The 13,464-nt window shown below is 72.5% G+C and carries 9 protein-coding genes; 1 reads left to right on the top strand and 8 read right to left on the bottom strand.

Annotated elements, in window-relative coordinates; all coding sequences use genetic code 11:
• Positions 1 to 23 precede the first annotated feature (23 nt).
• Positions 24 to 1,292: a cellulase-like family protein gene (locus tag ABZ822_RS24280; RefSeq protein ID WP_360858063.1), complete on the bottom strand. Its 1,269-nt coding sequence runs from the start codon at positions 1,290 to 1,292 to the stop codon at positions 24 to 26.
• A 361-nt stretch (positions 1,293 to 1,653) separates the two neighbouring features.
• On the opposite strand from ABZ822_RS24280, the gene ABZ822_RS24275 reads away from it, so the two are divergent.
• Positions 1,654 to 3,765, top strand: coding sequence for a DUF2264 domain-containing protein (locus tag ABZ822_RS24275; protein ID WP_360857945.1), 2,112 nt, complete (start codon positions 1,654 to 1,656; stop codon positions 3,763 to 3,765).
• Between the two features lie 439 nt (positions 3,766 to 4,204).
• On the opposite strand, the gene ABZ822_RS24270 is transcribed toward ABZ822_RS24275, so the two are convergent.
• The 7 genes from ABZ822_RS24270 to ABZ822_RS24240 all read right to left on the bottom strand — a co-directional run bounded on the left by ABZ822_RS24270 (position 4,205) and on the right by ABZ822_RS24240 (position 13,439).
• On the bottom strand, positions 4,205 to 5,065 hold the full coding sequence (locus ABZ822_RS24270) for a formylglycine-generating enzyme family protein (RefSeq protein ID WP_360857942.1): 861 nt from the start codon (positions 5,063 to 5,065) through the stop codon (positions 4,205 to 4,207).
• A gap of 209 nt (positions 5,066 to 5,274) precedes the next feature.
• The gene (locus ABZ822_RS24265; RefSeq protein ID WP_360857940.1) at positions 5,275 to 6,693 is read right to left on the bottom strand and encodes a sulfatase; all 1,419 of its coding nucleotides are present in this window, start codon (positions 6,691 to 6,693) and stop codon (positions 5,275 to 5,277) included.
• On the bottom strand, positions 6,690 to 8,105 hold the full coding sequence (locus ABZ822_RS24260) for a glucoamylase family protein (protein ID WP_360857937.1): 1,416 nt from the start codon (positions 8,103 to 8,105) through the stop codon (positions 6,690 to 6,692). The genes ABZ822_RS24265 and ABZ822_RS24260 overlap by 4 nt, the downstream gene beginning before the upstream one ends.
• 67 nt (positions 8,106 to 8,172) lie before the next feature.
• Positions 8,173 to 10,023: a glycoside hydrolase gene (locus ABZ822_RS24255; protein ID WP_360857934.1), complete on the bottom strand. Its 1,851-nt coding sequence runs from the start codon at positions 10,021 to 10,023 to the stop codon at positions 8,173 to 8,175.
• Positions 10,024 to 10,175: 152 nt separating this feature from the next.
• Positions 10,176 to 10,952 (bottom strand): carbohydrate ABC transporter permease, encoded by a 777-nt coding sequence (locus ABZ822_RS24250; RefSeq protein ID WP_360858060.1) that lies wholly within the window; start codon positions 10,950 to 10,952, stop codon positions 10,176 to 10,178.
• A gap of 125 nt (positions 10,953 to 11,077) precedes the next feature.
• Positions 11,078 to 11,977 carry a sugar ABC transporter permease gene (locus ABZ822_RS24245; protein WP_360857932.1) on the bottom strand — a complete coding sequence of 300 codons (900 nt, stop codon included), beginning with the start codon at positions 11,975 to 11,977 and terminating at the stop codon, positions 11,078 to 11,080.
• A 214-nt stretch (positions 11,978 to 12,191) separates the two neighbouring features.
• Complete coding sequence (locus ABZ822_RS24240) at positions 12,192 to 13,439, bottom strand: sugar ABC transporter substrate-binding protein (protein ID WP_360857929.1); 1,248 nt, start codon at positions 13,437 to 13,439, stop codon at positions 12,192 to 12,194.
• Positions 13,440 to 13,464 lie beyond the last annotated feature (25 nt).

The raw sequence follows: 13,464 nt of genomic DNA, 5'->3' as shown, positions 1-13,464 counted from the left end.
ACCTGGGTGTCGGGACCTGGGAGTCAGGACCTTGCCCCCTCGTCCTCCCGGGCGGCCCGGAAGGCCGTCGTGCAGTCGAGCTGGAGCGCGATGTCGTCCCACATGGGGTGGTGCGGCGCCGCGTTGGAGCACACCACCGTCCCCCAGGCACCGGCGTTCCGCGCACGGGCCACCGCGGTGCGGCAGAACGCCGCGCCCACCGGGCCCTCCTCGAAGGTGCCGTGCAAGGGCGTGTAGCCGATCCAGCCCTCGCCGAACACCAGTGGAACGCCCGTCTCCGCCGCCCAGTCGGCCGCGGCGTCGATCCACAGCGCCAGCCGTGTCTCCATCTCGCGCCGGTGCGGGGGGTAGTGGTCGTGGAGCCAGCGGTCCCACTTCTCCGGGTCGCACCAGTCGTGCGCGTAGACCTCCCGCTGCTGCACCGTCGTGGCCGCGCGGCGCCAGCCACCGGCGGAGCCCGGCGTCCAGTCGGCGAGGTCGGGCGCGTCCGGGCGGAGGAGAGCACGGCGGATCTCCTCCTGCGGGAACGGGCGGGAGGCGTCGCGCAGCGCGAAGGTGGTGATCAGCTCCTCCAGTACGCCGTAGACGTACGGGTGGAAGACGGCCACGTCGGCGGAGCGCGGGACGCCGCGCAGTGAACCGACCGGCACCTTCGCGTAGTTGACGGTCACCAGCTGTTCCGGGTGACGCTTCCTGAAACGGGCCAGCCCGCGCTCCAGGCGCGGCCGCAGGGCGACGACACGGTCGGCGTCCGGTGGCAGGCCCTCGGTCAGACGGCTGCCCTGCACCTCGTTGTGCAGTTCGGTGAAGGCGATCCGGTCGTCGAGACCGTGAGCGGCGAGGAAGTCGACGAGGTCCGCGAGGGCGTCGGCCAGGGCCTCGGCGCGGCGCTCGGGCGGGACCGCGTACAGCGCCTCGTACCAGGCGGGTCCTTCGGCGAACGAGGGGCTCTGCTGGTACTCCCAACTGGACAGCACGACACAGCAGTTGTGGCGCCGCGCGGCCTCGAGGAGCGCGAGAAGGCGCTCGCGCCCGTCGAGGGTCACCGTGGCGCGGACGTCGTACCAGCGGGTGCGCTGTCCGTACGCGCCGCCCAGCGGCCCCAGCGTCAGGCGCGAGGTGTCCAGCCCCGAGCCGAAGAGCAGATAGGGCATGGCACAGATCCGCACGGTGTTGTAGCCGCGGTCGACGGCCTCCGAGAAGGCGCGGTCGAGATCCTCGAACGGCTCGCCGGGACCGGTGCGGGTGTACCAGCTGAAGTCCCAGAGGGAGAGGGTGAGCCGGTCGGGCAGATGGGCCGGTACGGGAGTCGGCTCGGCCGGTACGGGAGTCGGCCCGCTCGGTACGGAGGTCGGCTCGGACGGTACGGAAGTCGGCACGGGCGTCTCCTTCGGCGCCGGAGATCGGCGAGAGGTGGCGGGGAGGCGTGTCGGCGAGGCATGGAGCCGCCTCCAAGTATTCGTGGACGAAGCCCCGGTGGGCAGAGGGCGCGCGCCGGAGTGCGGCGGTGCACGGGGCGGCGCGCGGGCACCGCTCCGCTCCCGGCAGCTTCCATGGGTCCAGGCGGAGATGTACTCTGCCCACAGGGCTGTAAGCGCATACATCATCCGCCTCGGCCCTCGAACCGCCGCTCGCCCGCCCGGAGTCGTCGCCATGCCCGTGCCCCCGCACCCCTGGCCGCTGCCGCCCGAGGACCGCACGACGAGCCCGTACACCGGGTGGACCCGCGCCCACTGGGAGGCCGCGGCGGACGGGCTGCTCGCCGCGGTGGACCCGTACACCTCACCCGCCCGCGGGCTCATCACCCTGCCCGGCGCCCACAGTTCGTCCGGACGGCGCTCCGACGGTCTGGAGGGCTACGCCCGCACCTTCCTGCTCGCCGCCTTCCGCGTCGCCGGGGCGGGCGGCCGGGACCCGTACGGGGTGCTGGACCGCTATGCCGACGGACTCGCCGTCGGTACGCGCACACCCGGCCGGGACGACGCCGAGTCCTGGCCCCGCCAGGCGGACTGCGGCCAGGCGTGGGTGGAGTCCGCCTCCGTCGCGCTCGCCCTCCGGCTGACCCGGCCGTGGCTGTGGGACCGGCTGGACGACGCCGTGCGGCAGCGCGCCGCGGACTGGCTGTCCGGTGCCCTTGGCGAGCCGCCGGTCGACAACAATTGGTGGCTCTTCCCGCTGACCGTCGGCGGCTTCCTCGCCGATGCGGGCGTACGGACCGAGGCGTCCCGCGCAGCGGTCGAGCGCGGTCTGGAGCGGATCGAGGAGTGGTACGCGGGCGACGGCTGGTACACGGACGGGCCCGAGCGCTCCTTCGACCACTACAACGGCTGGGCCCTGCACCTGTATCCGGTGCTCCACGCCCGGCTCGCGGGCGACCGGGACCTGCTGGAGCGCTACGGCGCCCGCCTCCGCGCGTTCCTCGCCGGATACGCCCGGCTGTTCGGGGGCGACGGGGCCCCGCTCCACCAGGGCCGGTCCCTGACCTACCGGTTCGCCGCCACCGCGGCGCTGTGGGCGGGCGCGCTGACCGGTCACACGCCGCTGCCCACCGGGGCGACGCGGCGCATCGCGAGCGGGAGCCTGCGCTACTTCCTCGACCGGGGAGCGGCGGCCGGGCACACGACCGATCGGGCCGGGGACGGGGTTCCGGACGCCCGGGCCTCGCGTCCCGTCGCCCCGGATGCGCCGCCCGGACTTCTCTCGCTCGGCTGGCACGGCCCGTACGCGCCCATCGTGCAGGACTACTCCGGCACCGCCTCCCCGTACTGGGCGAGCAAGGGCTTCGTCGGTCTGCTGCTCCCGCCGGACCACGCGGAGTGGACGGCGCCGGAGCGCCCCGCACCGTCCGAGGCCGCCGACGCCGTCACGCCGCTGCCCGCGCCCGGCTGGCTCGTGCAGTCGACGGCGGCCGACGGGCTCGTCCGTGTGCACAACCACGGCAGCCACGGCCAGGTCTTCCCACCCTCCCGCGACGATCCGCTCTACGCCCGCCTCGCCTACTCCACCCGCACCGGCCCCACCGTCCCGGGGGAGGATCCGGACAACCACTTCGGGCTGCTCGCCGAAGACGCCGACGGCGAGCACTGGTTGACGCGTCGCGGCCGGATCACCCCGCTCGGCTCGGGGCCCGGCTGGGCCGCTTCCGCCCACCGGCCGCTCGTCGGCGACGCGGAGCTGCCCGGGGTGACCGTCACCGCCGTGACGCTGGCGCGCGGTGCGGCGGAGGTACGGATCCACCGCGTCCGCGGCGCCGCACCCGGCACGGACGTGCGGATCTCCGGCTGGGCGGTGGACGGCAGGGCGACGGTCGCCGCCGCGGCCACGGCACCGGCACCGGCTGCACCGCGGCCCGCCGTACAGGACCCCGCCACCGCGCGAGAGCCGGCCGCGCGAGAGCCGGCCGCGCGAGAGCCGGCCGCGCGGGAACCCGCCTCCGCGCAGGTGCCCGCCCTTCACGAACCCGACGTCGTCTCCGAGTTGGTGCCCGTGCACGGCTACGGCGGGGTCGCCGAGTCGATCGCCGCGGGCAGCACCGCGTACACCCGGGAAGCCTGGATGCCCGTGCTCACCGGCACGGTGGACGACTCCGGCCACGGCCTGTTCGTCTGCCTCGCGAGACTGTCGGGCGATGCGACGGCCGAACCGCTCGCCGCCGCACTGCGCGTGGGCGACGACGAGGTCCGTATCGCCTGGCCGGACGGCGGCCCGCACCAGCGCGTGGCCTTCACCCGGGACGCGGTGACGGTCGCGGACGTGGTGGCCTGAGCCGCCCCGCCGCCGGGTGAACCCCGCCGCCGGGCGGCGAGCCCGGCCCGCCGCGGGTGCCTCGGCCGCCGCGGACCGTGAACGCGCGGTGGCGGACCCGCGGCACGGTACGCCCGCCGCCGTACGCCCGCGCCCGTACGAGGACTTGGAGCCCTCGCAGCGCGCCCGGCCCGCGACCGCCGCGACCGCCCGACCGCCTCCTCGCCCACTGCCCGGAAGGTGACGCCGCCGTCCGGCACCCCGGTGGTCTGCGTGGTGGCGTATGCGATCCGCAGGCCGCCCACGGCGAGGTCCGGTGGCAGCGCAGGGCCGCGCTCCGCCCCGCCGGATGCACCCGCTCGCCCCGAACGGAGGCTTGCCCTTCTCGGCCACGGTGAACGACCGCAGGAGGCGGGACGGCGGGGTGGCCATGGCTTCCCGGCCCGGATCCCGAAGCGGCTCAACGGGCGCAGCGGAAGCCCGTGTTGCCGCTCGAACTGTCCGGTGTGTTGCCCATACGGGCCGAGGTGCGGTAGCGGAAGCAGTACGACACGTGGCACAGATGGGAGCCGCCGCGCAGCACCCGGACCATTCCCACGGGCGGCCCCGCGGGGTTCACGGCGGGGCCGGGGACTGGGCCTGTCCGGGCCGGGGTGAACCAGTCGGCGCACCACTCCCACACGTTGCCGACCATGTTGAACAGCCCGTATCCGTTGGGCGGGAAGACGTCGACCGGGCAGGTCCCCGCGTAGCCGTCGGCGGCGGTGTTGCGGTCCGGGAAGTCCCCCCGCCAGATGTTCATCCGGTAGGTGCCCCCGGGGTCCGGTTCGTCGCCCCACGGATACGGCTTGCCCTCCAGTCCGCCGCGCGCCGCGTACTCCCACTCGGCCTCCGTCGGCAGCCGGGCGCCGGCCCAGGCGCAGTACGCAGCTGCGTCCGCGTGCGAGACGTGCACCACCGGGTGGTCCCAGCGCCCGGCGAGGGCGGACTGCGGGCCCTCCGGATGGCGCCAGCAGGCGCCGTAGACCTGCCGCCACCAAGGGGTGGCCGCCGCGGCCCGGGTCGCCGGGAAGTCGTCCGGCAGGAAGCCGCCGAAGACGAACGACCAGCCGAAGTGCTGGGCGTCGGTGGTGTAGCCCGTGGCGTCCACGAAGGCGGCGAACTCGCGGTTGGTGACGGCGGTGGCGCCCAGGCGGAACGGATCGAGGCTCACCTCGCGCACCGGGCCCTCCCCGTCCTGCGGGTACGGGCTCCTGTCGCAGCCCATCGCGTAGGTGCCGCCCGGCAGCGGGCGCCAGCCGCCGGAGGGCTCGGGGCGCACCGTGGACGGGCCTGCGGCTCCGGACCTGCCCAGGGCTCCGGACGGGCCTGCGGCTCCGGACCTGCCTAGGGCTCCGGACGGGCCCGTGGCCGTGGACGTACCCGCGGCCGAGGGTGCGGTTGCGGCGCGGGTCACGGATGCGGCACCGGTCACGGATGCGGGTGGGCGCGGTCCCTCGCGGGGCGGCGGGCAGCAGGCCGGTCCGGTGCTCATCGCGGACGCCCCGCGGCGTCGCGGTACCGGACCTGCAGCAGCGCCAGTTGTCCGGTGAGGTCCTCGACGACCGACGCGTACGCGGGATCGCCGTAGCGGTTCCGCAGCTCCTCCGGGTCGCGTTCGAGGTCGAACAGCTCCCACTCCGGCTCGCGCGTCTCCGGCGAGGCCCCCACCTGGCCCGAACCGTGCCCCGGGTAGTGGATGAGCTTGTGCGTGCGGGTGCGGATGCCGTAGCTGGCCTGGACGTTGTGGCTGACGTCCAGGTGCTCGAAGTACCGGTAGTACACCGACTGCCGCCAGTCCGGCGGTCGTTCGCCGCGCAGCAGCGGCAGCAGACTGCGGCCCTGCATGCGCTCGTGCGGCGCGACCCCGGCGATGTCGAGCACGGTCTGCGCGAAGTCGACGTTGGCGACCAGCTCGTCGCACGACGAGCCGGGCTCGACGACACCGGGCCAGCGCACGATCAGCGGGATGCGCAGCGACGGCTCGTACATGAACCGCTTGTCGAACCAGCCGTGTTCGCCCAGGTGGAAACCGTGGTCGGAGGTGTAGACGACGGCGGTGGTCCCGGCGAGCCCGCTCACGTCGAGGTAGTGCAGCAGCCGGCCGACGTTCTCGTCCAGCCCGGCCACCACCCTCAAGTACTCCTTGATGTAGCGCTGGTAGCGCCACTCCCGCTCCTCGCGCTCCGGAAGCCCTTCGGGCACGGGCTCCTTGAGGTCGAACGGCTGCAGGTCGGACATCCGCATCCGTGCCTCGGACGCCGCACGCGAGCGGCCCGCGTGGTCGTCGTGCAGCGTCGGGGGTACGGGGATGTGCTCGCGCGCGTACAGGTTCCGGTGGCGCATCGCCGGTTCGAACGCCCGGTGCGGGGCCTTGTGCTGGATCAGCAGCGCGAACGGACGGTCCGGGTCGCGCTCGTCCAGCCGGGCCAGCGCCAGATCGGTGATGATGTCGGTGACGTAGCCGGAGTACCGCCGCTCGCCGTCGGCCGTCAGGAACACCGGGTCGTGGTAGACCCCGTGCTCCGGCAGGATCTCCCAGTGGTCGAAGCCGTGCGGGTCGCTCTTCCCGCCGTGCCCCAGGTGCCACTTGCCGACGATCGCCGTCCGGTAGCCCGCCGCCCTCAGCATGGCGGGGAACGCGGGCTGGCTCGCGTCGAACTTCTGGCCCGGCTGCTCCAGCGTGGTCATCCCGTGGACATGGCTGTAGGCGCCCGTGAGCAGCGTCGCACGCGCCGGTGAGCAGATGGAGTTGGTGCAGAAGGCGCTGTCGAACCTCATGCCCTCGGCCGCCAGCCGGTCCACCGCCGGAGTCCGGTTGATCACGCTGCCGTACGCCCCGATGGCCGGTGCCGCGTGGTCGTCGGTCATCAGCAGGACGATGTCGGGGCGCCTGCCCGGCCCGGTCACAGCCCGAAGTCCTCTCGTTCGAGCAGGGGCCGGACGCGGCGGGCGAACCCACCGGTGCGGAACGGCCGTTGGAGCAGCCCCGGGCGGAGCACCTGCGCCAGCGCGGCGACGACCATGCCCTGGTCGAGCGCCAGCATGACGTCGCTGACCCGCCCCGTGCGGACGTCGACCGCGTCGCGGAAGCCCAGCCCGTCGTCGTACGCGCCGAAGTCACGGGCCGTCTTCAGAAGGTTGGCGATGGCCTTGTCGCGGGCGAACGGCATGGCGAGGAAGGAGGCGTGCGGGGTGACGACGCCCTTGGAGGTGTAGCCCTCGACCTGCATGCCGATCGCGTCCACGCCGTACTCGCCGTACCCGCCGGCCGGGATGCTCGCGGGGGAGAAGCCCCAGTAGCCGTAGCTCTCCTCCTCCAGTCCGTGCTCGATGTGGCTCAGGACGTGGCGGCGGTGGTTCAGCCCCCACGCGCCGGGGGACCAGGCGGCCTCCGGGACGAACAGCGGCACCATCAGCGCCTCGAACATCGAGCCGCCCCAGGAGGGCACCAGCTTCCGTCCGCGGTAGGTGTAGTGGCCTCGCCACACCCGCACCCCGTCGACGGTCACCCACTCACCCTCGGGCGTCTGCTCCTGTTCCCACTCCGGCAGCATGGTGCGGAAGGTGTGCCAGTAGTGCTCGGGCGGCAGGGAGCCGTCCCCGATCCCGAGGTAACTGGCCATACGGGGCTCGGTGTTGAGGGCGCCGTACCAGTGCGGGGTGAAGGTGTCGTCGTCCGTCCAGTAGCCGCCGTGGAGCTGGCCGGGGTGGGTCGCCGGGTCGTCGGCGTCGTACGGCGTGTAGAAGAACGACCAGTCGGCGTCCGCCAGCAGGCGGTGGATCCGGGGGCGCAGGGCGGGGTCGGCGTCGGCGGCGATACGCAGTCCCGTGACCAGCCAGGCGTTGTCCACGGAGGACAGGAACGGGCGGACCGGGTCGCCGTTCTCCGGCCAGGTTGTGAGGACATCGCCGGTGTGCGCGTCGTACCAGTTGAACCAGAAGCCGTGCGCCCGCTCCAGCTTCTCGACCGCCGTCAGCGCGCGCTCGAGCTTCCGGTGCATCGCGTCGCGGCCGATCACCCCGAGCCCGGCGGCCGCGACCGTCGACCACAGGCCGCAGCCGATGTTGGTCGGCGAGGTGTTGACGGACAGCACCGGCGCGTCGCCGCTGACGTCGATCTTGTCGGTGGCGAGACCGAGACGCGTGGTCATGGCCTCCATCGAGCGGTAGGTGTCGCGGAACCAGCGGTGCAGCAGTGCCTCGGTCGAGCCGCCCGTCCGGCCGGCTCGTGCCGCGGACCCGGCCACTGCTGCGGGGGCGCCCAGGGCGAGGACCGCGGACGCGCCCGCGCCCGCGGCGAGGAAGGTACGGCGTTCCATGGCGTCCAACTCCGTTCGTCGGAAGGGAAATCCGGGGGTGGCGCGAGCGTGCCCGGCCCGGGGCGGGTCAGGTACGGGTCAGGCGCAGGGCGCGGATACCGGGCATCGGCAGATCGACGGTGAGCGTCGCGCGGCCGTCGGCGCCCGCCGTGACCGGGGCGAGGGACTCCTCGGAGAGCCGGTCGGCGGCGCGCAGCTTCGCCCACTGCTGCGCGTCCGGCCAGTCGCCCCCGCCGAGGTCCTCCCAGACCGCCTTGATGTTGCTGTGCCGTTCGTCGACGCGGTGCAGCGTGACCGCGTACGAGGCGCCCGGCGCGAGGCCGTTCACCTCCACCGCGGCCGTACGGTCCAGTGCCGGGGCCCCGTCGATCCGCGTCTGGTCGAGCGTGCCGTTCCACACCAGGACGTCGACGCGCGCGCCGTCCTCCGTACGCGTCGCCAGCGCCTCGGTCAGCGCCTCCGCGCCGTCGCCGGTGACCCGGGCCGGGACCCGGCCGCCCGCCAGTGCGGAGAGCAGGGACAGCGCCCAGAACCGCGGTTTGCGCAGATTGCCGACGGTCAGCAGGCCGAAGCCGCCGTGGAAGAGCTTCGGAGGCCAGCCCAGCTCCTCGAAGTGGTCACTGGCCACCCAGTAGGCGAGCGCGTCGGTCGACGCCAGGGCCGCCTTCATCCCGCGCAGTACGAACGGCGCGGAGAAGACGGCGTCACTGACGCGGTGGAAGTGCGTCGGCGTCACGCCCCACTCGGTCCACAGGATCTCCGGCTCGGGCCGGCCCGTCGCCTCGGCGAACGACCGGGTCTGCGGCCGGAAGTCCAGCGGCGCGTTGCCGTAGGTGTGGGTGGAGACGAAGTCGATCGGCACGTCGTGCTCGCGGCAGAACTCCAGCAGGGGACCGACCCACCCGGCCGCCGCCGAGCCCGGTCCGCCGACCGGGATGCGGGCGTCCACCTCCTTGACGGCGCGGACGGCCACCTCGTACAGGCGGTGGTAGTCGGCCTGCGTCCCCGTCCAGAACACCTCCAGGTTGGCCTCGTTCCAGACCTCGAACTCCCAGCCGGCGACCTCGTCGGCGCCGTACCGCTCCCGCAGATGCACCGTCAGCGCCCGGCACAGGTCGCCCCACCGGTCCCAGTCCGCGGGGACGGAGTTGACGGCCTGGTACTGGAAGACGGTGGAGTCCGGGTGGGCGGCCAGCTCGCGCGGCATGAAGGACAGCTCGACGACCGGCTTGAGCCCGGTCGCCAGGAAGCGGTCGTAGACCTCGTCCAGACCGGAGAAGTCGAAGGACCCGTCATCGCGCACGGTGACGTTCTCGGGGAGGAACGTGCCGTGGGCCCGGACCGTGCGGACACCGATCTCGTCGCGCATGATGCCCAGCGCCCGGGCGTACTCGGCGGCCACGCCCGCGCCGCCCGGGCCTTCCCGGTCCCAGACGAGGAGCGAGAAGTGTTCGGCACCGATCATGCGGTTCCAGACGCCCGGCAGGGGGACGGGCGTCGCTGCGGCGTCCACCGTGACGGTGACGCGGGCCGGTTCGGCACCCCGTGCGCGGGCGCAGCCGGGAACGGCGGTCGCGGTGAGCGGGCCGGGGCCCGCGTCGGTCCAGGAGGCGACCTTGTACCAGTAGCCGCGCCCGGGCTCGACGAGCGAGTCGGCGTACGGCGGATGGGGCACGGCCAGGACGTCACCGCCCTGGTGGTCCAGGGGCTCGAAGGGGCCGTCGACGGACGGCGCGCGGTGCACGAGATAGCCCAGGGCGCCCTCGACGGGTTCCCAGTCGAGCAGGACGTGCCCGGTGCCGTCCTCGGAGCGCAGCCCGGCAGGGGCGGGCAGATCGGCCGTGCCCACCAGCGGCCGGTCGCTGGGGAGGCCGATCCGCTGCTCCCAGTCGAGCCGGGCGGCGTTCGTGTCGGTCATGGTCCACCTTTCATGGATGCGCATACATGACGGGCGTGCGGCAGGGGTTCCGTCGTCGGTCGTGGTCCGTGGGGCGGGTGGTGGGGGAGGAGCGGTGGGTGCCGGGGCCGGAGCCGGCGGGAAGGCTCCCGCGAACCCCGGCCCCGGCCGGGCTACTTCAGGCCCGCGGTCGCGATGCCCTGGGTGAAGTAGCGCTGGAGGAGCACGAAGACCAGCAGCACCGGCAGCACCACGAGGAAGGCGCCGGCCATCAGCACGCCGTTGGAGCCGTTGGCCTTGGTCGGGTCGATCGCGAAGGTGGCCAGGGCCACCGGGAGGGTGTACTTGTCCGGGTCGTTGGTGGCGACCAGCGGCCACAGGAAGTTGTTCCAGGAGCCGAGGAAGACGAAGATCGCCAGCGTCGCGAGCGCGGGCTTCACCAGCGGCAGCACGATGCGCCAGAAGATGAACCACTCGCGCGCACCGTCGATCCGGGCCGCCTCCAGCAGCTCGTCCGGTATCGCCGTCATGAACTGCCGCATCAGGAAGACCCCGAACGCCCCGGCCGCGAACGGCAGGACGAGCGCCGCGTACGAGTCGATCAGATGCATCCTGCTCATCATCACGAACATGGGGAGGAGCATGAGATTCCCCGGCACCATCAGCGCGCCCAGCACGATCGCGAAGACCGGCCGCTTGCCGACGAAGTTCAGCTTGGCCAGCGCGTAGCCGAGCATCGAGCAGAACAGCAGATTGCACAGCGTCACGACGACCGCGACGAGTACGGAGTTGAAGAAGTACTGCGGGATGTCGAGCAGGTCGACCAGCCTGCGGAAGTTCGCCAGCGTCCACTCGGTGGGGATCCACGCCGGAGGGGAGGCGCCCAGTTCGCGATCGGTCTTGAAGGCCGACAGGGCCATCCACAGGAACGGCGCGACCATCACCAGCATGCCGGCGCTCAGCAGGGCGTAGGTGAGGATCTTGCCCGCGCGCGAGCCGCCCCGGCGGCCGGGGGGCACGGCCCCGCCGTCGCCGGACGGGGACCCGGGTGCGGGGGTACGGAGCTCGGTCGTCCTCATCGCGTCTTGTCCTTCAGCAGGCGGAGCTGGAGCGTCGTGACGGCCAGGACGATCACGAACAGGACGTACGCCATGGCGCTCGCGTAGCCCATGTGGAAGAAGTCGAAGCCCTCCTTGTACATGTGCAGCGAGATCGTCAGCGTGCTGTTGCCCGGGCCGCCGTCGGTCATCACGAACGGCTCCTCGAAGACGTTGAGGAAGCCGATGGTGGTCATCACCGCGACGTACAGCAGGGTCGGGCGCAGCAGCGGCACCGTGATCCGCCGGAACTCCTGGAAGATCCCGGCCCCGTCGATGCGCGCCGCCTCCCTGACCTCGGTCGGGATGGACTGCAGCCCGGCGAGGAACAGCACCATCGCGGTGCCCAGATTCCGCCAGGCCGCCATCACGATCAGCGACGGCATGGCGAGGAGTTCGGAGTCCAGGAAGTTCGGGGTGGTGAGCCCCACCTGATGGGCGAGCCCGGCGATGAGCCCTTCGGAGGGGTCGAGGACGAAGCGCCAGATGACGGCGACCGCGACGATGGCGGTGACCACGGGCGCGTAGAAACCGACGCGGAAGAAGGTGCGGAAACGGTCGATACCGGAATTCAGCAGCACCGCGGCGACGAGTCCGCCGCCGATCGTCAGCGGTACGCCCAGCACCACGAAATAGACCGTGTTGATCAGAGCGCGGACGAACTTCTCGTCCTCGGCCAGCTTGCTGTAGTTCTCCAGGCCGATGAATTCCGCGGACAGAGGATCGGTGACGTTCTGCAGATCGAAATCGGTGAAGCTCATCACCAGCGTCGCCACGATGGGGAACGCCATGAAGGTGAGGAAGAGCGACAGGAACGGCGCGGAGTAGAGCCAGCCGGAGAGGTTCTGTGTGGAGAGCCGGTCCCGGCGGGACGGCATCTTCCGGCCGTGCCTCTGCTGCGGGCCCCGGCGCCCGGCTCCGGGCCCGGTCCTGTTCCCGGCGCCGGTACCGTGCCCGTTCCCGTTCCCGGTCCCGGATCCCGCGCCGGTTCCGGTTCCGGTTCCGTCCCCGGTTCCGGGGGGCGTACGCCCCCCGGCCCTCGGCGGCGGGTCGGGGGCGGCGCCGGGCTTCGCGGCGGTGGTGCTCATCGGCTCAGTCCACCAGGCCCTCGGTGGCCTTCTGCAGCTGCTCGGCCGTCGCGGCCGGGTCGGCGCCCCGGGCGAGCTTGCCCAGCGCGTCGTCCATCTTGACCGAGATCTCGTTCCACTTCGCCAGCGGCGGGACCTCCTGGGCGCTGTCCAGGGACTTCCGGAAGACCTTGAGCGAGTCGTCGCCGTCCTTGAGGACGGGCTGCTCCCAGGCGGCCTTCACGGCGGGCAGCGTCTTGGACACCTTGTACCAGTCGGCCTGCTTCTCCGGTGTGGTCAGGAACTTGGTGAATTCCGCGGCCGCGGCCTTGTGCTCACTGTCCTTGAACGTCACCAGGGAGGAGCCGCCGATGAACGAGGCGGACTTCTTGCCGGCGGGAAGCTCGGCGACCTTCCATTTTCCCTTGAGCTGCGGTTGCTGGTCGTTGATGTTCTGCACGATCCAGGGACCGGAGGGGAACATCGGCACCTTGCCGGAGCCGAAGTCCTTCACCACGTCGTAGCCGGGTGTGAAGTTCTTCTTGGCGAGGCCCTTGCCGAAGTAGTGCGCGTACTCCTCGAGGGACTTCACGGACGCGGGGGAGTCCAGGGCGGGCTTGCCGTCCTTGTCCAGGACGGAACCGCCCGCGGAGTAGAGGAAGGGCAGCCAGTTCTGCCACGCGCCCGTACCGCCGGCCTGCAGGCTGATGCCGTAGTCCGTGTCCGCCTTGCCGTGGTAAGCGGCGGCCAGGGCACGCAGGTCCTTCCACGTGGCGGGGGCGCCCTCGACGTCCGCCTTCTCGGCCAGGTCGGTGCGGTAGTAGAGGGCCCGGGTGTCGACGTACCACGGGACGCCGTACGCGGTGCCGTCCTTGACGTTGCCGTCCCATGCCGCCGGGAAGAAGTCGCCCTTGTCGAAGGTGCCGGTGTCCACCGGCTCCAGGGTGCCGAGCTCGATGAACTCGCCCATGAGGGTCGAGCCCATCTGTGCCATGTCGGGGAGGTTCCCCGCGGCCGCCGCGGAGACCAGCTTCTGGTGGACGACGTCCCAGCCGACCGGCGTCACCTTGACCTTGATGTTGGGGTGCTTCGAGGTGAACTCGTCGGCCACGGCCTGGAGCCGCTTGCCTTCCTCGCCCATGCCCCACACGGTGAGCGTCTGCTTGGCGTCGGCCTTGGTCTGGTCGCCGCCGTCGCTGCCGCATGCGGTCGTCAGGCCGAGCGCCGACACCACGGTCATGGCGATGGTGACGGACTTGGCAGTGCGTGTCATGCGGCCCCTCCTCGAGTTCATGTAT

The sequence above is a fragment of the Streptomyces sp. NPDC047108 genome (genome assembly GCF_040643575.1).
Classification (GTDB): Bacteria; Actinomycetota; Actinomycetes; order Streptomycetales; family Streptomycetaceae; genus Streptomyces.
The sequence above is the reverse complement of the archived record's forward strand: the minus strand, read 5'-3'. Positions and strand labels throughout refer to the sequence as shown.

Coding starts and splice junctions, on each gene's coding strand:
- ABZ822_RS24275 (WP_360857945.1), top strand. CDS start 1,654: ATGCCCGTGCCCCCGCACCCCTGGCCGCTGCCGCCCGAGGACCGCACG.
- ABZ822_RS24260 (WP_360857937.1), bottom strand. CDS start 8,105: ATGGAACGCCGTACCTTCCTCGCCGCGGGCGCGGGCGCGTCCGCGGTC.
- ABZ822_RS24255 (WP_360857934.1), bottom strand. CDS start 10,023: ATGACCGACACGAACGCCGCCCGGCTCGACTGGGAGCAGCGGATCGGC.
- ABZ822_RS24250 (WP_360858060.1), bottom strand. CDS start 10,952: ATGCTGGTGATGGTCGCGCCGTTCCTGTGGATGGCCCTGTCGGCCTTC.
- ABZ822_RS24245 (WP_360857932.1), bottom strand. CDS start 11,977: ATGCCGTCCCGCCGGGACCGGCTCTCCACACAGAACCTCTCCGGCTGG.
- ABZ822_RS24240 (WP_360857929.1), bottom strand. CDS start 13,439: ATGACACGCACTGCCAAGTCCGTCACCATCGCCATGACCGTGGTGTCG.